This is a genomic window from Paenibacillus sp. J22R232, from assembly GCF_056269165.1.
Map to the genome: position 1 here is coordinate 547,842 of NZ_JBWDNK010000003.1, position 19,469 is coordinate 567,310.

The 19,469-nt window shown below is 50.0% G+C and carries 15 protein-coding genes; 13 read left to right on the top strand and 2 right to left on the bottom strand.

The window, feature by feature from the left end; genetic code table 11:
* The first annotated feature begins 19 nt into the window (after nucleotides 1–19).
* The 5 genes from AC0YN3_RS13450 (at nucleotide 20) to AC0YN3_RS13470 (ending at nucleotide 5,781) form a co-directional block, all read left to right on the top strand.
* Nucleotides 20–1,201 carry an acyl-CoA dehydrogenase family protein gene (locus AC0YN3_RS13450; protein WP_475775531.1) on the top strand — a complete coding sequence of 394 codons (1,182 nt, stop codon included), beginning with the start codon at nucleotides 20–22 and terminating at the stop codon, nucleotides 1,199–1,201.
* A gap of 27 nt (nucleotides 1,202–1,228) precedes the next feature.
* Nucleotides 1,229–2,548, top strand: coding sequence for an ABC transporter substrate-binding protein (locus AC0YN3_RS13455; protein ID WP_475775532.1), 1,320 nt, complete (start codon nucleotides 1,229–1,231; stop codon nucleotides 2,546–2,548).
* 18 nt (nucleotides 2,549–2,566) lie between these two features.
* Nucleotides 2,567–3,916 (top strand): ABC transporter substrate-binding protein, encoded by a 1,350-nt coding sequence (locus AC0YN3_RS13460; protein ID WP_475775533.1) that lies wholly within the window; start codon nucleotides 2,567–2,569, stop codon nucleotides 3,914–3,916.
* A 99-nt stretch (nucleotides 3,917–4,015) separates the two neighbouring features.
* Nucleotides 4,016–4,930, top strand: coding sequence for a carbohydrate ABC transporter permease (locus AC0YN3_RS13465; protein ID WP_475775534.1), 915 nt, complete (start codon nucleotides 4,016–4,018; stop codon nucleotides 4,928–4,930).
* A gap of 2 nt (nucleotides 4,931–4,932) precedes the next feature.
* Nucleotides 4,933–5,781, top strand: a complete 849-nt coding sequence (locus AC0YN3_RS13470; protein WP_475775535.1) for a carbohydrate ABC transporter permease — start codon at nucleotides 4,933–4,935, stop codon at nucleotides 5,779–5,781.
* Between the two features lie 91 nt (nucleotides 5,782–5,872).
* Here AC0YN3_RS13470 and AC0YN3_RS13475 read toward each other — a convergent pair whose 3' ends face one another.
* Nucleotides 5,873–7,402 (bottom strand): sensor histidine kinase, encoded by a 1,530-nt coding sequence (locus AC0YN3_RS13475; RefSeq protein ID WP_475775536.1) that lies wholly within the window; start codon nucleotides 7,400–7,402, stop codon nucleotides 5,873–5,875.
* On the bottom strand, nucleotides 7,399–8,085 hold the full coding sequence (locus tag AC0YN3_RS13480) for a response regulator transcription factor (protein ID WP_475775537.1): 687 nt from the start codon (nucleotides 8,083–8,085) through the stop codon (nucleotides 7,399–7,401). The genes AC0YN3_RS13475 and AC0YN3_RS13480 overlap by 4 nt, the downstream gene beginning before the upstream one ends.
* A gap of 211 nt (nucleotides 8,086–8,296) precedes the next feature.
* Between AC0YN3_RS13480 and AC0YN3_RS13485 the strand changes: the two genes are divergently transcribed.
* From AC0YN3_RS13485 to AC0YN3_RS13520, 8 genes are all read left to right on the top strand, one after another.
* On the top strand, nucleotides 8,297–9,259 hold the full coding sequence (locus AC0YN3_RS13485) for a peptidoglycan-binding domain-containing protein (RefSeq protein ID WP_475775538.1): 963 nt from the start codon (nucleotides 8,297–8,299) through the stop codon (nucleotides 9,257–9,259).
* Between the two features lie 417 nt (nucleotides 9,260–9,676).
* Nucleotides 9,677–11,251, top strand: coding sequence for a glycoside hydrolase family 43 protein (locus AC0YN3_RS13490; RefSeq protein ID WP_475775539.1), 1,575 nt, complete (start codon nucleotides 9,677–9,679; stop codon nucleotides 11,249–11,251).
* A gap of 25 nt (nucleotides 11,252–11,276) precedes the next feature.
* A complete protein-coding gene (locus AC0YN3_RS13495) occupies nucleotides 11,277–12,431 on the top strand; it encodes a glycoside hydrolase family 88 protein (protein WP_475775540.1) in 1,155 nt (384 codons plus the stop codon).
* A 332-nt stretch (nucleotides 12,432–12,763) separates the two neighbouring features.
* Nucleotides 12,764–14,107, top strand: a complete 1,344-nt coding sequence (locus tag AC0YN3_RS13500; protein WP_475775541.1) for an ABC transporter substrate-binding protein — start codon at nucleotides 12,764–12,766, stop codon at nucleotides 14,105–14,107.
* Between the two features lie 93 nt (nucleotides 14,108–14,200).
* Entirely contained in the window at nucleotides 14,201–15,094 is an 894-nt protein-coding gene (locus tag AC0YN3_RS13505; protein WP_475775542.1) for a carbohydrate ABC transporter permease, read from the top strand.
* A 1-nt stretch (nucleotide 15,095) separates the two neighbouring features.
* Nucleotides 15,096–15,926: a carbohydrate ABC transporter permease gene (locus AC0YN3_RS13510; protein ID WP_475775543.1), complete on the top strand. Its 831-nt coding sequence runs from the start codon at nucleotides 15,096–15,098 to the stop codon at nucleotides 15,924–15,926.
* A gap of 156 nt (nucleotides 15,927–16,082) precedes the next feature.
* On the top strand, nucleotides 16,083–17,864 hold the full coding sequence (locus AC0YN3_RS13515) for a cache domain-containing sensor histidine kinase (protein ID WP_475775544.1): 1,782 nt from the start codon (nucleotides 16,083–16,085) through the stop codon (nucleotides 17,862–17,864).
* Nucleotides 17,839–19,434 (top strand): response regulator transcription factor, encoded by a 1,596-nt coding sequence (locus AC0YN3_RS13520; RefSeq protein WP_475775545.1) that lies wholly within the window; start codon nucleotides 17,839–17,841, stop codon nucleotides 19,432–19,434. The genes AC0YN3_RS13515 and AC0YN3_RS13520 overlap by 26 nt, the downstream gene beginning before the upstream one ends.
* Nucleotides 19,435–19,469 lie beyond the last annotated feature (35 nt).

Sequence of the window (19,469 nt, forward strand, 5' to 3'; positions counted from 1 at the left end):
TTGGAGGTGCGAGAGTCGCATGCATGCGAAAGGCCTTACGGATCGGTTCGTCCGCAACGAACGGGAAGCGAGTATCGTCGCGAAAACAGACCAACTGGCGAATATATTTGCCGAAAGATCGACGAAACACGATCGAGAGGGCTCTTTTCCTCACGAAAACTTTGCAGATATGCGGGAGCGCGGATACTTGAAGCTGACGGTTCCTGCACAATATGGCGGGGATGAGGCTTCCCTGTACGAAATGCTTCTTGCCCAGGATCATCTGGCTAGAGGCGACGGATCTACTGCGCTGGCTGTCGGTTGGCATCTTGGTCAAGTAATGCAGCTGCGGTTAAACCGTTCGTGGCCGGAGCCTTTGTTTGCAAGCTTCTGCAAGGAGGTCGTGGATAAAGGTGCTGCGATTAACCATTATGCCAGCGAGCGGGCGACTGGCAGTCCAAGTAGGGGAGGCAAGCCGGAAACGGCAGCCTATAAGACAGAAGGCGGTTATATCATTAACGGCCGCAAAACGTACAGCACGTTAAGCCCGGAGGTTTCGTATTTCACTTTGTCCGCATGGATAGAAGAAGAAAGCAGGGTGGACGAGTTTCTTATTCCGATGGGCGAAGGCGTTCATATGGAGGAAACTTGGGATACGCTGGGAATGCGGGCAACAGGCAGCCATGATCTCATACTGAAGGATCTGTTTGTACCGGATAACGGAAGCCTTCGCGGCAGCCGGATCAAGCGGAGCGGCGAAGCTCCTTTCGACGGAGGAGTGCTGCTGCACATACCGGCTTGTTACATCGGTATCGCCCATGCTGCCCGTGACTTTGCCGTTCAATTCGCGAAGAACCATCGCCCGAACAGCTTGCCCGGCCCTATTGCCGAGCTTCCGTCCATCCAGCGGCAAATCGGGGAAATGGAAGTGGAGCTGATTACCGCCAGAACCGTTCTCTACAGCGTAGCCGACCGCTTTGACCGCGATCCCGTCGAGGAGCGCAGCCTGCTCAAAGAGGAACTGGCGCTCGCGAAATACGTGGCAACAAACGCAGCCGTACGCATTGTCGATGTGGCGATGCGAATTGTCGGTGGCGCTAGCCTGTCACGGCAGCTCCCGCTTGAGAGGATGTACCGCGATGTTCGGGCAGGTCTGCATAACCCGCCGATGGATGACCTAACGTTAAGCGGACTAGCGAAGCGAGCGCTATCGGAATGTTAAGCCTGTGAGAGAAGAGGTCGGTGACGGATGCAGCGAATAAGGCTGATTGGCGTATTGGCAGGAATGCTGCTTATTGCAATTCTAGCAGGCTATGCGTATTCATTGGATTTGAAGGATAAAGGAGCGCTTGCGAGCAGGAGCGGTTCAGAGTCCGCGATCACGCTGCGAATGACGTACTGGGCAGGTTCTCAGCTGACGATCGACAAGAATAATGCCGTCATTGCCTTGTTTGAGCAGGCTTATCCGCATATCAAGATCGAATCCGAGTATATTTCCGGTGAAGCCTATGACGATCAATTGATCGTAATGGCCGCAACGAACAGCTTGCCGGATATCGTCCGCATTGATTATTCCAACATGGCCAGATACGCCAAAAAAAACGTATTGCTGCCTTTGGACGCGTATATCGACGATCGGGTCATTGATCTCGACGGCGTTCATCCCGTACATAATGCGGGAGCCATGTGGAATGGAAAGCAGTACGGGCTTAACATCGGGAACAATGCGCTTGTGATGTTCTACGATATACAGCTGCTTGACGAAGCGAACGTTAAGCCGCCGACCGGCCCATATTCATGGGAGCAGTATGAGGACGATCTGCGAGCCATCAAAAACGAAACGGGCCGTTATGGCGATACGCATCTGACACAGCAGCATTTCCGGGTATGGCTAAGATCAAATGGCGTGTCCTTCTATAATGACGCGCAGGATGGCTTAGGCTACGAGGATGACCAGCTGTTGATCGACTTCTTCAATCGGCAGCTCGCCTGGCAAAGAGAGGGACTGTTAACGCCGCTCAGCCAAGAGCTTGAAACCCGTAACTTAGAGGATGGTCCGTTCCCTCGGGGTCAAACGGCATTCGGCGGTTATGCTTATTGGAGCAACCAAATCGATATAGTGGAGAAAAAGCTGGGCAAGCAGGTTGGGTTAGCTGCTTATCCAGGTGCCGGCGGGCATGGCATGTTCATAAAGCCGTCATTCTTTCACTCGATTGCGAGGTCATCGAAGCATCCCGACGAAGCCGCATTATTTATTAATTTCTATACGAATAACTTGGATGCAGCCGCAGCATTGAACGCGTATTTCGGTGTTCCTTACAATCCTATCGTTATTAAGGGATTACAGAAAACGTTTACCGATTCGCAGCGGAATGTACTCGATTATTTGGCAAAGGTTGAGCGGGACGGAAGCTTAATTGATCCTCCCGACCCGATTGCGGGACCTGCCGTTAATCAATTATACAAATCGATAAGCAACGAAATTTTATTCGAACGTATTTCGCCAGAGGCAGGCGCAGCCAAGTTTCGCATGGAAGCGAATGCTTTGCTTGAGGCGAAACCGTATTGAGAAGGAGAGAAGCTAGGAATGGGACGATTTAAATTACGGAATACGGCAATGATTTTATTGCTGGCAATCGGGCTAACCGCCTGCGGTGGAGGCAATGCCGGCAATACCGGGAAGAATGCTCAGGCAAATCAGAGTGAAACGAATGCGCCGGCGGAAAATAAAGAAGAGGCGACAACGGAACCCGTAACGATCCGCGTCAGCTATTGGGCGGGCACGCAGCTGACGATTGATGCCCACGACAACGTCGTGAAGCTATTCGAGCAAGCTTATCCGAACATAAAGGTGCAATCCGAATACGCGCCAGGTGCCGAGTATAATGACAAAATACTCGTTCAAGCCGCATCGAAGGATTTGGCGGACGTTGTCCGTGTCGATTACTCCCAGATTCAGAATTACGTGAGCAAAGGCTTGCTGCTGCCGCTAGATTCCTACGTTGCAGATAAAACGATAGATTTGGAAGGCATAAGCCCGCTGCATATTGATGTCGGCAAGGTAAACGACAAGCTCTATGGCGTGAATATCGGCAATAATGCCCTCGTCCTGTTCTATGATCCAGATAAGCTTAAGGAGGCAGGCGTAGAACCGCCTTCCGCCGACGGCTACAGCTGGGAGCAGTACGAGCAGGATTTGCAAGCCGTGAAAGATAAGCTCGGCATATATGGCGATACGCACTTCGGCCAGTCCCAATTCGAAATATGGCTGCGCCAGCATGACGCTAAGCTATACAACGATGCGCAGAATGGGCTTGGCTATGACGACGAGCAATTGTTTACCGAATTTTTCGAGACGCAGCTGCGTCTCCAGAAGAAAGGACTGCTTACGCCGGTCGCGGTTGAATCGGAAATTAAAGCGCTTGAGGACGGGCCATTCCCGAAAGGCAATTCTGCTTATGGCGGCTGGGGATATTGGAGCGGCAGCCATAGCGCAGTCGTTGAGAAGCAATTGAACAAGGTTGTCGGCTTCTCGCTATTCCCGGGCGAGGGGAAAGGCGCGTATATTAAGCCTTCCTTCTTCCACGGCATCGCGAGCAACTCTAAACATCCGAAGGAAGCCGCTCAGTTTATTGAATTTTACACGAACAATATCGAAGCAGCCCAATCGCTTGACGGTTATTTCGGGTTTCCTTACAACCCCAAAGTGCTCGCTGGCGTAGAGGCGGAATTTACCGATACACAGAAGAGAGTCAGAGCGTATTTGGAATTGGTAGAAGCACAGGGTGATCCGATCGATCCCGCCGCGCCAGCTGCCGGAAGCGAAGTCAGCACGTCATTCAAAAACATCGCGTCCGAAATATTTTATGAAAAGCTAACCCCTGCAGACGGAGCCAAACGATTCCGCGAGGAAGCGAACAAGGCATTGAACAAATAATGAAGCCCGCCTTTGGCGGTGGGTAACGGCCTTCTCCTCGATTTGATGAGAGGGCCGTATTCATGAACGGGTCCAAGGGGCGAAAGGAAGGTAACCATTGTGAACCGCAACTACATACGCTGGCTCCGCAACCCGGATTTATATGCAGGCTATGCTTTCATACTGCCATGGATGATTGGTTTATTCGTATTTTCACTATTCCCGATTTTTTTCTCTCTGTATCTATCATTTACCGATTACGATATTTTATCGTCGCCCGAATGGGTTGGCCTAAGCAACTTCAAAGAGATGTTTGCGGATGATCCTCGGTTCGTGAAGTCGGCAAAGGTAACGCTGCTCTATGTATTCGTTTCTGTTCCGCTGCGCTTAACATTCGCGCTGGCTGTAGCTGCACTGCTTAATCTGAAGCTGAAGGGATCAAGCGCGCTGCGTTCGCTTTATTATTTGCCTACTTTAATGGGAGGAAGCGTCGCGGTCATCGTCATGTGGGGGCAGCTGTTCGGCATGAACGGCGCATTCAATTCGTTGTTGAAATCGCTATTCGGCATTCAAATGTCCATCTCGTGGATCACGGACCCGTCAACGGCATTAGGCTCATTGATTGCCTTGTCCGTATGGCAATTCGGCTCAGCCATGCTTATCTTTCTCGCAGGCTTGAAACAAATTCCGGCAAGCCTAATTGAAGCAGCCAAGGTGGACGGGGCGCCGGCATGGCAGCGATTCATCCGCATAACGCTGCCGCTGCTTAGCCCTGTTATTTTCTTCAATTTGGTCATGGGCATCATCGGAGGATTCAAGGTATTCTCGGAAGGTATGATTCTAACAGGCGGCGGACCGCATGACCAAACGTTGTTTTATGTCATTTATTTATACGAAACCTCGTTTCGGTTCCTGCACATGGGCTATGGCTCGGCCATGGCATGGGTGCTGCTGCTTACGGTTAGCTTGTTAACGGCACTTGTTTTCCGAACATCCTCATTATGGGTGCATTATGAGTCGAAAGGGAATGGTTGAGCATGAGCACCCTATCGAAAAAGAAGGTCGGCCATTTTATTCTAAGCGTGGCGGTATGGAGCTTTGCGATTCTAATGATTTACCCGCTGCTGTGGCTCGTTTCGAGCTCATTTAAGCATACAACGGAAGTGTATGTGCTTGCGCATCAGCTCATACCGGACCATTTCTACTGGGAAAATTACGTGAATGGCTTTAAAGGCTTCGCAGGCCATTCCTTCTTCTTGTTTTTCGGGAATTCGCTTTATGTCACTTTTTTGTCGGTCATTGGTACGGTTGTTGCTTCGACGATGGCTGCGTATGCTTTTGCAAGAATCCGTTTTCCGGGGTCGGCTTTTTGGTTTGCATGCATGATGCTGACGCTTATGCTGCCAGGCGAGGTGCTTATTATCCCGCAGTATATGCTGTTTAACAGGCTTGATTGGATTAACACGTTCTGGCCGCTCATTGTTCCTTCATTCGCAGGAGGCGCGTTTTTTATTTTTCTGCTCGTTCAATTTATGCGGGGCATTCCGATCGAGCTCGATGAGTCGGCACGGATCGATGGCTGCGGGCGATTTCACTTTTTTGCCAAAATCATGCTGCCGCTCATCGTACCCGCTATCGTAACGACGGCCGTATTCAAATTCATTTGGACGTGGGATGATTATTTCGCACCGCTGCTCTATTTGAATTCGGCGGAAAAGGCGACTGTATCGCTAGCGATCAAAAGCATGGCCGATCCAACGATGGAAACGGATTGGGGGGCGCTCTTCGCGATGTCAGTGCTATCCCTCGTTCCGGTCATGGCCGTATTTATCGGATTTCAGAAGTACATCGTAGACGGCATTAGTACGACCGGGTTGAAGGGCTAATAGACGAATGGGCTGTCTAGTCAGGTTTTAGCCTGCTAGAACAGCCCATTTGAGTAGTCTTGTTCGTGAAAATCATTGATGAACCATATGGCTAAGCGGTGTTAAGCGGCAGTACGATCTGGAAACAAGTACCTACCCCTTCCTGACTGGTCACTTCAATGGTGCCTCCATGCGCGTTCACGATGGACTGCGTAATGGCAAGACCTAGTCCCGCCCCTCCATTTTTCCTCGTTCTGGAGGACTCGCTGCGGTAGAACCGTTCGAACAAATGCGGCAAATGCGAATCGGCAATGCCGGCGCCATTGTCTGAGATGCGGATGATTGCTTCATGATTCCGTTCGTGAAGGTGTATGGAAATGGCTCCTGCTCCTTCCTCCGTATGCTGCACGGCATTCAGAAATAGATTTAAGACAACCTGTTTCAACTGATCGGCATGGAAACGGCCCCTAGCCGATGACGCCAGCTCGAGCGTTACGGTGCGGTTGCCGGCGAGCAGCTGCAATTGCGGTTCCATCTCCTGAAGCAGTGCATCAAGTCCCGTATCGGAGAGCTGGAGCTGAGGAGCCTGGTCCAGCTTGGCGAGCGCAAGCAAATCTTCTACTAATCGGTTAATCCGTTTCGATTCAAGCTGCATGCTGTTAAGCGCACGGTTAAGCTGCTCGGGATTGGCAGCAGCTCCCCGCAGCAGCACTTCAAGGAAACCATGAATGGAGGTAAGCGGCGTACGCAGCTCATGGGAAGCATCGGCTATGAAACGGCGCATTTTTTCGGTTGTTTTCCGCTCCGTCCGGAACGAAATCTCGAGACGTTCAAGCATTCCGTTAAAAGCATCCGATAACCGGTCGATTTCCTCTTGCCCTTGGCTTTCGGGGATGCGTCTCGTTAAGCTTCCGGCATCCGTTTGCTGCGCAGCGATCACAACGCGCGATAACGGCGTTAAGGTACGGCGCAGCAGCGGCAAATATAGCGCAAGCCCGGCTGCAAGCGCAAGCACAGAGAGACCGGCAAATATGGCAAGCTGAGTCATAAGCAGCTGTGTAAGCGAGTCGGTTTCCGTGCTTACTTGTATGATGCCTTCTGCTTTATTCGGCGGGCCGGTAAGCCGAAATACGACCAGCTGCTCGATCCCATCGGCGTTATTGAGAATCCGGTAGCCCTGTTTCTCACGTTTCTCCAGTTGTTTTTTTATTTGCTCATATTCACCAGTAGGCAGAATCGGCGCGCTTACATCCGTTTCCTTGGAAACTTCGGTGACCGTGCCATCCATGTCAATGAAGAGGATGGCTAAACCGGGCTGATAGAATAAGGGCGAATCCCTGCGCTCTTTGGGCGGCCGATCCATGGGAGCCGACTCCTCGTCTTGATTGGAACGGTTGCCGCTTCGGTCCCCCGATTCTAGAGCGTTTTCATTCGAGAACCAGTCCATCGGCATCGACATGACTTGGGCACTCAGTGCTTCGGCTTTATTCTTGTAGACAAAGTCCTTCATGATGATGTATTGAAGTATGCCGATGAGCATAAATAAACCTGCAATGATGAGCAAAGAACGATAAAGCAGCTGGTAGCGCAGAGAACGAGGCGAGAAGAGCCTCTTGACCGTTAGCTTGTTATCCGCGTTCATGACAAATCCATCCGGTAGCCTGCTCCCCGCAGCGTTCGTATAAGCTTATGCTCTTTGTCATTCAGTTTGTCCCTGATGGACCGGATATACACTTCCACGATGTTCTCTTCTCCGCCGAATTGATATCCCCATACCTTGTCCAAAATAAGCGACTTGCTCAGCACGACTCCGTGATTCAGAATGATGAACCGGAGCAGCTCGTATTCCGTTGGGGAAAGCTCCAGAATGCCATCCATAAAGGCAAGCTCTTTTTTTCGCTCGTCCAATCGGAACGGCCCGTAAACGGCCTCGCCCAGCAAATTGGGGAATTGGTTTCGGAGCCTTGCCCCGATTCGTGCGAGAAGCTCGCTGAAGCTAAAGGGCTTGAGCAAATAATCGTCAGCTCCGAGCGTCAATCCCTTTACGCGATCCTCCACCTCATCTTTGGCCGTGAGCATAATGACGGCAATGTTGTCTCCGGTTGCGCGGAGAGCAGCGCATACCTCAAAACCATTCATCCCCGGCATCATTATATCCAGAATGACAACATGAGGCTGGAAATGAGCAGCTTCCTGCAACGCGGCTTCCCCGTCATGGGCGGTTCTAATGTCAAAGCCCTCATTCATCAAACCCAGCTCCAGAAATTGCACGATGTTCGGCTCGTCGTCTACGAGCAATATTTTAATCCCTTGGAAGGATATCATGTTGGCAGCCCCTTTCACGAAGATACCTGTCTATTATCAGCTTTTCAAACAAAAGATGCACCTGTTTACTTCTAAATTCAGCAAACTTTCAGCGGGTAGTCAAAGGGGAGATTCTTTTCGAAGATGCAAAAGTTTAAGGGAATGAAATTGAAAAATTGGGGATAGTAATGGGGTGCTCGAAAAAGACAATATGAAGGATGGTGTATTTTGCATGCAACAAAGTAAAAAGGGATTCGTATCAAAAGAAATCGGCAATACGTTCAGAAGGCTTGCAGCAAGGTACATAGTTGCAGCGTTTTTGGCCATTGCGTTGATGGTGAGCATGCCGCACACGGGTCACGCGATCGGCAAGCACGCCAAAGGGCCCGATGTCTATGTTATTCAAGGCATGCTTAAATCGTTAGGCAGCTATTCAGGTCCCATCGACGGTTATTACGGCGCATCGACAGTACGCGGCGTTAAATACTATCAGAAAAAACACGGTTTGCCGGCAACCGGAGCGGTAGACGTTAAAACGTTACAATCCATTTCTTACTCGTACTCTGATTTGAAGGCGTCAATGAAAGCAAAGAGCAAAGCGAAATGGAACGGCAAAGCAAAAAGCATCGGAAAAGGGAACGGAGCAGGTAACGGTGCAGGCGGCGGAGCAGGTAACGGCGCAGGCGGCGGAGCTGGTGGAGGCGCAGGCGGCGGAGCTGGTGGCGGCGCAGGCGGTGGAGCTGGTGGCGGCGCAGGCGGTGGAGCTGGTGGAGGCGCAGGCGGTGGAGCTGGTGGCGGCGCAGGCGGCGGAGCTGGTGGCGGCGCAGGCGGCGGAGCTGGTGGCGGCGCAGGCGGTGGAGCTGGCGGCGGTGCAGGTGGCGGTGCAGGCGGCGGAGCTGGAAATGGCGGCGGTCAAGCTGAGAACCAAGGCAAGTCTGGCGGAATTGGCGGAGGCCAAGGCGAGAACCAAGGCAAGTCTGGCGGAATTGGCGGAGGCCAAGGCGAGAATAAAGGCAAGTCTGGCGGAATTGGCGGAGGCCAAGGCGGCAACCAAGGCAAATCCGGCGGAAATGGCGGCGGCGGCAGCCAAGGTGGCAGCCAAGGCGGGAATCAAGGAAACAGCGGCCCGTCTGAGAACCAAAGCCCAGGCGGCACTCAAACGGAAAACCAAAGCAAGAGCGGAGCTCAGCAATAATCGAGCTTCAGATAAGCATGGAAGCAAAAAGGACCTCGCGAGAGGTCCTTTTTGGCATGCCACAACAGGAAGATATCATAATGGCTTGCGTGGAGCACCTACGCGAAGAAACATGTCCTAACCGAAGCTGCAAGCGCCGCGGAGTCAAAAACGATTAAATAAGTGCACATCATTCTAAAAAAACATACATACGTGAATTTTTTCGGCATGCTACGATAGTTCATATTTGATGATTTCTTTCATGCATGAAGATGCTGGATCACCATTTGATAACAAATGATAAGTATGTGTACGATTCCGTAATGCAAGTTTGCAGCATCAACAAAGCTATGGCCTGCGAATGTGCGAACAAGCCCTTTTCGGAATAGATGCAATAAGCAGCAAGAAATATGCAATGGCAGATGGAGGGTTAGATACATGATGATAAACAATCCGGTTTTGACCGGTTTCAATCCGGATGCCTCTTTGCTGAGGGTGGGCGAGGATTACTATATCGCCACTTCTACCTTTGAATGGTTTCCTGGCGTTCAGCTATATCATTCCAAAGATTTGGCGAATTGGCAGCTCATTCCGCATGCCCTGCAGCGTGCTACTCAGGTTGATCTAATTGGAAATCCAAGCTCTGGCGGGATTTGGGCACCGGCAATCTCTTACGACAAAGGCATTTATTATTTGCTCTATACGGACGTTAAGGCTCGCAAAGGCGTATTCAAGGACCTTTATAATTATTTGGTGACGGCTGACAGCATGAACGGGCCTTGGTCGGAGCCGGTTACGCTGAACGGAAGCGGATTTGATCCTTATTTGTTCCATGATGATGATGGCACGAAATGGGTGCTCAATATGCAGTGGGATTTCCGGGACAATCATTCGCGGTTCGGAGGTATATTGCTGCAGCAATATGATCCAAGCGAGCAGAAGCTTGTCGGGCCGATCAAGAAGATTTATGAAGGCACGGATATTGGCGTGACCGAAGGTCCGCAGCTGTTCAAGCGCAATGGTTATTATTACCTTCTGGTCGCAGAGGGGGGAACTGGCATAAACCATGCCGCAACGCTAGCCCGTTCGCGTACGCTAGACGGCCCTTATGAAACAGACCCGTCTTATCCAATTATGACGACGCGCGGAGCACCTGATTATCCCCTGCAAAATGCGGGTCACGGCATGATTGTCGAAACGCAAAACGGCGAGTGGTACATGAGCCATATTTGCAGCAGGCCGTTTGCCGGGACAAAGCTGAATCCGCTTGGCCGGGAAACAGCGATGCAGCGCCTCCGCTGGACGGAGGACGGCTGGCTGCGTCTCGCTCATGAAGGAAGGCTGCCAGCCATGGCATTTCCTGCGCCTGATCTTAAAGCTCATCCTTTTCCAGAGCTTCCGGCAAAGGATGACTTCGATTCTCCCGTGCTCGGACTTCCGTATCAAACGCTGCGCGTGCCGCCCTGCGAGTCATGGCTCAGCTTGCGGGAGCGTCCCGGCTATCTCAGGCTGAGAGGACGGGAATCGCTGAACTCTTGGCATCGTCAGAGCATGGTAGCACGCCGGCTTCAGCACTTTAGCTGCGTCGTTGAGACTCGTATGGCTTTTGAACCGGATCACTTTATGCAGATGGCTGGACTGGTATTCTATTATGATGAGCTGGATTATTTTTACCTCCGCGTCACGCGTGACGGAGACAGCGGACGGAAGCTGGGCGTCGTATTCTCGAATAGCGGCAAGTACAGGGAAGACAGAGCCAGCGAGCTTAACGTCGAGGGCTGGTCCAGTTATTATTTGCGAGCAGCCGTTAAGGAGCGGGGGCTTCACTTCTTTGCATCACAAGACGGCGAAACATGGGAACCGATCGGCGGCGAGCTCGATATGGGGGTTCTATCCGACGAATATGGCGGTAAGCTCGGCTTTACCGGGGCAATGGTTGGCTTGTGCGCGCAGGATATGAACGGGACGAAGAAACATGCGGATTTTGATTATTTTTCTTATACGCCCAATTAAAAACAAGAGGAAGAGGGATTCATCCATGCTGAATGACAAGGATCAATTGTGGCTAAATGAAGTGGTGGATAAACTAACGGCGAAAATGGATTGGGTAAGCGAAAAATCCAAACATAAAATACCATATACGACGATTAACGGCGAGCATGACAACCGGGGCGTTGATAATCCGTCAGGCAACGATGCAGATGGTATCAGTTGGTGGACCAATGGCTTCTGGGGCGGCATGATGTGGCTGATGCATCACGAAACCGGCAATGAAAGGTATAAGGAAATTGCGAATATTTCGGAGAATATGCTGGATGAATGCTTTCATGAATATTATGGCCTTCATCATGACGTTGGATTCATGTGGCTTCCTACAAGCGTTGCGAACTACAAAGTAACGGGCAATGCGCAATCCAGAAAGAGAGCCATGCATGCTGCAAATCTACTTGCTGGCCGTTTCAATCTGGCAGGCGGGTTTATCCGCGCGTGGAACGATTTGGGCGAACAGGACACCCGCGGATGGGCGATCATAGACTGTATGTTTAATATTCCCCTACTCTACTGGGCAACGGAAGAGACTGGAGATCCGCGGTTTATGCAAATGGCGATGAAGCATGCGGATACCGCAATGACGGCATTTGTAAGACCGGACGGCTCCGTCAATCATATCGTAGAATTTGATCCCTTCAACGGCGGTGTCGTGAAGACCTATGGCGGCCAGGGCTATGAAGAAGGCTCCTCTTGGACAAGGGGTCAAACTTGGGCGCTGTACGGCTTCATGATGAGCTACATTCATACGGGAAAAGAAGAATATTTAAATACCGCGAAACGAATTGCGCATTATTTTATAGCCAACATACCTGACAATGGCATCATTCCGATTGATTTCAGGCAGCCGAAAGAGCCGGCTTACGAGGATTCGACAGCAGCTGCCATAGCGGCATGCGGGTTAATCGAGATTGCCAAAGCGGTTGGCGAGCATGAAAAGGACATGTATATGCAAGCCGCGGTTAAGCTGCTGAAAAATTTGGATGAATCCCGCAGTGACTGGAGCAAGGATTCGGATTGCATTTTATTGAACGGATCGGCCGCTTATCATAACAAAGATCACCACACTGCGATTATTTATGGCGATTATTACTTTATGGAAGCGATTTTCAAGCTTAAAGGCAATGATTTGTACCTCTGGTAGGCAAGCCGGTTTATTCGCCTAACGTTTGCCAACAATAAACAAAAGGCTCAATCGCTTGAAAACAGCGGCAGCAAGGACCATGATCATAGGTTCCGAGCTGCCGCTGATTTGTTAGGTTAAGCTTTAGTTGATGCTGCTTTGGGGGCTGCTTGTATATCGGATTCCTGCCAACTTCTTAAATTATCAACACATGCGTCTTAAAAAACTTCATTTAAGCTGTCGGATATTGATGTTAATCTTAAATCAAGGAAACGGAATGGAATAAGATGATGCGCACATCTTGCATGAAGATTCCTCTTAAACAGCGGAAATCTAAGGGAGGTCACATGAATATGGCTAAAAAATCATTAATACAAATGGCATCCATGATGGTGGCACTAACGGTAGTCTTGTCTGCATGCGGCGGCAATAACGGCAACAATGCGGCAGCGCCGAGCAACAACGCGGGAGCATCCGAGAATCCAACCGAAGCGCCAAAGAAAGAAGTTAGCTTCACGCTAGCGTACGCGACAGGCGATCCAGCTACGAAAAAAGCAATCGAAACGACGATTGATGCGTTCACAGCTAAAAACCCGAACATTAAAATCGTTAACTATAGCGAGACAACATCGGCATCCTACTTGGATTGGCTGAAAACAAAGGATGCAGTGGGCCAATTCCCCGACCTGGTCGAAATGCGCGATACAAAGGTATTCGTGGATGCAGGGAAAATCGTTGAGCTGCCCGAGGATCTCAAAAGCCTGTTTACTCTGCTGCCGGAATACAGCGGAAAAGTATATAATGCGCCAATCGCGGGCACGGCGCCCCAAGGCATCATTTACAGCAAGAAGGCGTATGCAGATGCAGGCGTAACGGAGCTTCCGAAAACATACGATGAATTTCTAGCTATTCAAGAAAAGCTGGCGGCTACCGGTATTTCTCCGATCGTCGTTGGCGGCAAAGATATTTTCCACATGGGCTTCTGGACCAACTACTTCTTTATTAACGAGGTTTATGCCAAGGATGCGGATTGGAACTCGAAGCGAACAGCCAAAACGGCAAGCTTCACGGATGCCGGAATGGTTCAAGCGGTATCCGATTACAAAGAGCTGTTCAGCAAATACGTGGATAAAGGCTGGCTCAGCACCGCCGATAACCAAACTGCGTCCATTCTAGTGAGCGGGAAAGCGGCTCAGCTATTCTCCGGTCCGTGGATGTTCGGCCAAATTGCCGAAGCGGATCCAAGCTTCGAATTCGGCTTCTACGCTATTCCTGATCGCAGCGGCAAGATCAACATCAATGCGCTGCCTAGCCTTGCAGGCTGGTCCTTGTCTGCCGAAGGAGCGAAAGACCCGGACAAAGTGGAAGCGATGAAATCCTTCATAAAGTTTTTCTTTGAAGCTGAGCAATACGGCCCATATCTTGCAACCGTTAACGGGATTCCGACTACGACCGCTGAAGTGGCCTATGAAACAGGCGAGCAAATGAAAGAAGTGCTGCGACTGGTCAGCGATTCTTCCGTTAACAAATATTTGGGACTTGCTAACTGGTTCGGCGACAACGCGATTCCGCCGCAATTCCGCAACTGGTACTACAAGCTGCTGCAGGAGCTCGTTCTGACGAATGGCGACGTGACGGAATATATGAAAAAAGCAGATGCCGAGTATGACAGCAACGTGAAAGCAAACCAACAATAATCATTGAGAAAAACTAGGATAAGCAAAAAAGAGAGCAGCCTCTGCTTACGCGGAGGTTCTCTTTCTATCAAGCACTTAGGAGGTAGGAGAGCCATGATTGCCCAGCTAAAGAAAAAGAAATGGACAAATTATGCCATCTGGTTTATATTGCCCGCATTTCTACTGTATACGGCTTTCGTCATCGTCCCCACGCTGAGCAGCGTATATTTAAGCTTTACCTCATGGGACGGGCTAAGCAGCAATATCCGTTATATCGGTTTCGAGAATTTCAGGGAAATACTGAGTAGTCCACGGGTACACAACGCACTTAAGAATACGTTGATATTTGCCTTCTCGCTCGTTATTTTGGAGAATGCGCTTGCCTTGCTGCTGGCCATTCTAGTGGATCAAGTACGTTGGCTTCGCAACTTTTTCCGCAGCATCTTTTATTTTCCCGTATTGATGAGCGGTATTATTATGGGCTTCATATGGATGATTATCATGAACTATAACTTTGGCGTATTAAATCAATTGTTGGATATGATAGGTCTCGGTTCCCTAAAGGCAGATTGGCTCGGTGATCCTGATTTCGCATTAATTGCGATCATCCTCTCCACCGTCTGGAAGGCAGCCGGTTACTATATGGTTATTTATTTGGCAGGCTTGCAAGGCATCCCGCAAGAGCTGCACGAAGCGGCGAGCATTGACGGGGCGAATCGGTGGCAGCAATTCCGCAGCATCACATTCCCGCTGCTTGCGGGAGCCATGACGGTGTGCCTGATGCTGTCGATGATTGGTTCGCTGAAAATATTCGATCAAATCGCGGTAATGACGGACGGCGGTCCGGGATTTGCGACGGAAACGTTGACCTACATCATTTATAAAGTCGGTTTCGGTGAATTAAGGCAAGGCTTTGGTACGGCGCTATCCATGGTGTTGTTCCTGCTCACGCTCGTGATTTCCCTGGTCCAAATGAAAGTCCTTCGGAAAAGAGAGGTGCAAATGTAGGATGAAAAAAAAGATTAAAGCCAATGACGTCGTTGTTTTCGCCGTTACATTTGTCATCGCGATCATTTTCGCTTTCCCGATTTACTTTAACATCATGTCCGCCTTCAAGAGTAATGGGGAGATTATGCGTGATGCCATCGCTTTCCCGAAAGGACTTTATCTGGATAGCTTCAAATATTTGCTTACGGAAACGCAATATCCAGCCGCTATGCTAAACAGCGCGGTCCTAACTTTCGCATCGATTGTCGCTATGGTCCTTGTTATCCCTATGGCGGCGTACGCCATAGAGCGGACAAACAGCAAATGGACAAACGGCGTGTTTACTTATTTTCTGTTCGGGATGATGGTTCCGTTCCAGGTCTACATGATTCCATTATTCAAGCAGCTTAAGATGATCGGTTTGTTCGGCACGCTGACAGGTCCTATCCTGGTCTATATTTCCGGCTCAGTGGGCTTCGGCGTACTGCTCTACACAAGCTTCCTCAAAGGGATTCCAAAAGAAATCGAGGAATCCGCGGAAATTGACGGCTGCTCAAGAACCGGTATTTTCTGGCGCATCGTATTCCCGCTGCTTGGACCGGTTACGGCAAGCATGGTCGTCCTTCAAGGGCTTGGCATTTGGAATGACTTCTTGATGCCGATGATGGTGCTTCCGGCAGGCCAAGCCAAAACGATGATCGTGGAGCTGTTCTATTATGTCGGCGAATTCTCGTCGCGCTGGGATATGATATTCGCTGGAACGACCATGTCGCTCATTCCGGTACTCATTGCATTCCTTTCGCTGCAGAAATATTTCGTCAAAGGCGTCTCGTCAGGCGCGATTAAGGGCTAAGCCCGAACGAACAAACGAAGCAAATCGCCTACAGCCGGAAGCTCCTTTCAAGGACTTTCCGGCTGTAGCCATTGCATCGCTATCTTCGGGAGCGGGTATCGGGTGAACGAGATATGGTAAGATATAGGTTGACGGCTTGTGCGAAGGAGGGTGCGGATGAAAGCGTGGCGGCTCAGATTCAATAGCGTGTTCGTGAAGTTTTCGGTTGCTTTTATAATAGTGGGGCTGATTCCGTTATTCGCGCTTAGTTATTTCTCCGTTCAAACCTTTACTGGGCACGTAGAGCGTTACACGAACGATAATTTGCGCCAGATGGTTCTCTATATCAGCTACAATTTGAATTCCGCATTCAATAACTACAATGAAATATCCATGTTGATGTACACCGGCCGGTACGAGGGGATGCAGGACAGCATATCGGACAATCAGACGCGCAACGTGAATGAATTGGAGCAAATCAATGCCGTTCCCATCGATGCGTTTCTCAAAATGATCATGTACAGCGACCGCTATATAACGAGCGCTTATTTCGTACGTACGATTGACGGCAAGCTTTTCTATCAAACCAAAGAAAACAAAGTCGTGATTTCGGAGCAGCTGCCCGTTAGGGAATGGCTCGATACGGTCAAGGAAGATCCAACGGGGCTCATGATCTATCCGACGCATGACGATTATTATATTTTTAATTCCCAAGACAAGGTTATCACGATCGGGCGCAATTTAATCGATACGTCAGGCACGCTCACAAAGGATCCCAAAATCGTCGGCACTTTGTTTTTTGACGTGGATGCCAAAGTGGCAGACCAATTCCTGCGCGAGTTGAACTTGGGAGAGAAGGACGAGCTTTACGTGCTCGATGGCAAAGACCGCCCCTACTTCAGCAATAAAGAATTAGCATCCATCCCATCACCGCTAACAACGGAATCAGACAGGGATAAGCTCATTCTGAGCGAGGAGATTCCGTTCATAAAAGGCAAGCTGCTCGTTAAATTCGAGAATACCGAAATTTATAAACAGCTTGGAACGACCAGTACGGCCGTATATATCGCAATCGGAATCTGCTCGCTCGTGCTCATCATTATGGGGACATGGTTCTCCAGGCGCCTTGCCGCGCCTATACGCGGGCTGATCAAGCAGATGACCAAGGTGGAGTCCGGTAATTTGGAAATTCAAATCGAAGTGAAAAGCAATGATGAAATGGGCAGGCTGGCGCATGGCTTCAACCGAATGGTCGACCGCCTGCAAGTGTTCATCAATGAGGCTTACGTAGCGGAGATCAAGCAGAAGCAGACGGAGCTGAACGCGCTGAAGAGCCAAATTCGCCCGCATTATTTATACAATACGCTGGAGGTTATCCGCATGAATGCCGTTCACAGCGATGCGGATGAAGTGGCGGATATGATCCTCTCCTTATCGAATCAATTGAAATACGTCATTGACTACGGCGAGGATTGGGTGAGTATTCAGCGTGAGCTGGATCATCTGAAGGACTATTTCTACATTATTCAAGTAAGATTCGAGAATCGGTTCGAGCTTCGATGCGAGATCGCCGAGAATGTGAATAGGGATTGGCCGATTCTGAAGCTTTCCTTGCAGCCGATCGTTGAGAACGCCATTCAGCATGGGCTGCGGATGAAAGGGAAGGGTACGGTTCAAATATCAATTGAGTGCGTAGAGGATAAGCTGGCTGTTACCGTTTATGATGACGGTATCGGCATGGATAAGGACGAGCTGGAGCGGCTTAGCTTCATGCTTGGCGATGCGGCCGCTCCTTCCAAAAATGTCGGTGTCAAAAACGTTCATGAAAGAATTAAATCGGTCTGCGGAGAAGGCTATGGCATCTCGATAAGCAGTCGCAAGCATGTCGGCACCTCGGTGCTGATGCTATTTCCGGTAAAGGAGGAATTGCCTCATGATACGGCTCATTCTGGCCGATGATGAACCAATTATCATTAAAGGGCTGCGGAAGCTGATTGACTGGGAATCATTCGGGATGGAAATCGTCGGGCATGCCTATGACGGGAACGAGCTTATGCAGCTAATCGAGGAGCTGCAGCCGGATCTGGTTATTAGCGATATCAGCATGCCGCATCGAACGGGAATCGATATTATTAAAGAAATAAAGCATAGAAGCTTGCCCGTTCACGTGATTTTTATAAGCGCTTATCAGGAGTTTTCCTACGCGCGGGATGCGGTTGCGTTCGGAGCGATCGATTACTTGGTGAAGCCGGTCGTTAAGCAGCAGCTTGAGAGCGTGCTGGACAAAGCTATTTCCTTGATCACGGAGCTGAATGAAGAGCAGAAACGAAAAGGGAAGCTGCAGCTGCTCGAGCGGAAGAGCAAGCATGAAGAGATGCAGGATGCTTTAATCCGATTGACGGACGGGAATTTATCGGCGAACGCGCGGTCTTACCAGGAGACGGCGGAACAGCTTAGAGGACCATATTATTCCGTCTTAATCGTAGCGGTAGAGCATTTGAAGGAAGAATCGGACCGCTGGACGGAGAAGGAAAAAAAGCTGATCGAATTCGCGATTGGCAATGTGCTGCAGGAGGTCATCATCGATACCGGCATTGGCTACGTGTTCATCAAGCAGAATCAACATATTATCGTTGTCAGCCATGACGAGATGGATGTGCCTATTCTTCTTGCTGAGGACACGCAGCGGAAGATCGATACATTCCTGAAGCTGAAGGTATCGATCGCCATCGGGCGCCCAGTGAGCGAGCTGCTGAAACTAGCTGCTGCTTACGCCGAAGCGGATCAAGCGATGGAAATGAAGTATTTCGTCGGACTGAACCGCGTGTTAAGCTACGTACCGCAAAGCAAGGTGCATGCTTTCGATAAACAGCTATATGATGCACAGTGGGATGTCATCCGCAGGATTACGGCAAAGGGGTGGCCGGAGGTACAGGCTTCGCTGGCCGTGTGGCTTGAAATGATAAAGAATGAAACGTTCGGAAACCGTTCGCTTGCCGTCTCGACCTGCTTCTCCTCCATGTCCTTTATCATCCAAGAGCTCTCGAAGTCAGGCGTACATCTATCCGAGCGCGCTTTGGACAAACGGGAGCTGCAGCAGCTCCTTGCTAGTTTTGATACGTTTGATCGAATGAGCGATGAAATAATCGGCTTGTTCGAGAAAACCTATAACGAGCTGGATAGCGATTCCGGCAATAAGGATAAGATCGTGCTTGCCAAAATCAAGCAATTTATTGATGAGCATTACCGCGAGGAGATTACGCTGGAGTCTATGGCGAGCATGGCATTCATGAACCCCTATTACTTCAGCAGCTTTTTCAAAAAACATACGAAACAAAACTTTAAGCAATACGTGACTGAGGTGCGAATGAGACATGCCGCGGATATGCTCAGCCTGACCGATCTCATGGTCTATGAAATCGCGGAAAAGGTAGGATACAACAACGCAAGGCATTTCAGCGATATGTTCAAAAAGAGGTATGGCAGGCTTCCCATGGATTACCGTCAGGATACAAAAAAATCAACTTGATAGCGTGAAGCAAGCTAACCGGATGATCCGATTAG

Coding starts and splice junctions, on each gene's coding strand:
- AC0YN3_RS13450 (WP_475775531.1), top strand. CDS start 20: ATGCATGCGAAAGGCCTTACGGATCGGTTCGTCCGCAACGAACGGGAA.
- AC0YN3_RS13455 (WP_475775532.1), top strand. CDS start 1,229: ATGCAGCGAATAAGGCTGATTGGCGTATTGGCAGGAATGCTGCTTATT.
- AC0YN3_RS13460 (WP_475775533.1), top strand. CDS start 2,567: ATGGGACGATTTAAATTACGGAATACGGCAATGATTTTATTGCTGGCA.
- AC0YN3_RS13470 (WP_475775535.1), top strand. CDS start 4,933: ATGAGCACCCTATCGAAAAAGAAGGTCGGCCATTTTATTCTAAGCGTG.
- AC0YN3_RS13475 (WP_475775536.1), bottom strand. CDS start 7,402: ATGAACGCGGATAACAAGCTAACGGTCAAGAGGCTCTTCTCGCCTCGT.
- AC0YN3_RS13480 (WP_475775537.1), bottom strand. CDS start 8,085: ATGATATCCTTCCAAGGGATTAAAATATTGCTCGTAGACGACGAGCCG.
- AC0YN3_RS13485 (WP_475775538.1), top strand. CDS start 8,297: ATGCAACAAAGTAAAAAGGGATTCGTATCAAAAGAAATCGGCAATACG.
- AC0YN3_RS13490 (WP_475775539.1), top strand. CDS start 9,677: ATGATGATAAACAATCCGGTTTTGACCGGTTTCAATCCGGATGCCTCT.
- AC0YN3_RS13495 (WP_475775540.1), top strand. CDS start 11,277: ATGCTGAATGACAAGGATCAATTGTGGCTAAATGAAGTGGTGGATAAA.
- AC0YN3_RS13500 (WP_475775541.1), top strand. CDS start 12,764: ATGGCTAAAAAATCATTAATACAAATGGCATCCATGATGGTGGCACTA.
- AC0YN3_RS13505 (WP_475775542.1), top strand. CDS start 14,201: ATGATTGCCCAGCTAAAGAAAAAGAAATGGACAAATTATGCCATCTGG.
- AC0YN3_RS13510 (WP_475775543.1), top strand. CDS start 15,096: ATGAAAAAAAAGATTAAAGCCAATGACGTCGTTGTTTTCGCCGTTACA.
- AC0YN3_RS13515 (WP_475775544.1), top strand. CDS start 16,083: ATGAAAGCGTGGCGGCTCAGATTCAATAGCGTGTTCGTGAAGTTTTCG.
- AC0YN3_RS13520 (WP_475775545.1), top strand. CDS start 17,839: ATGATACGGCTCATTCTGGCCGATGATGAACCAATTATCATTAAAGGG.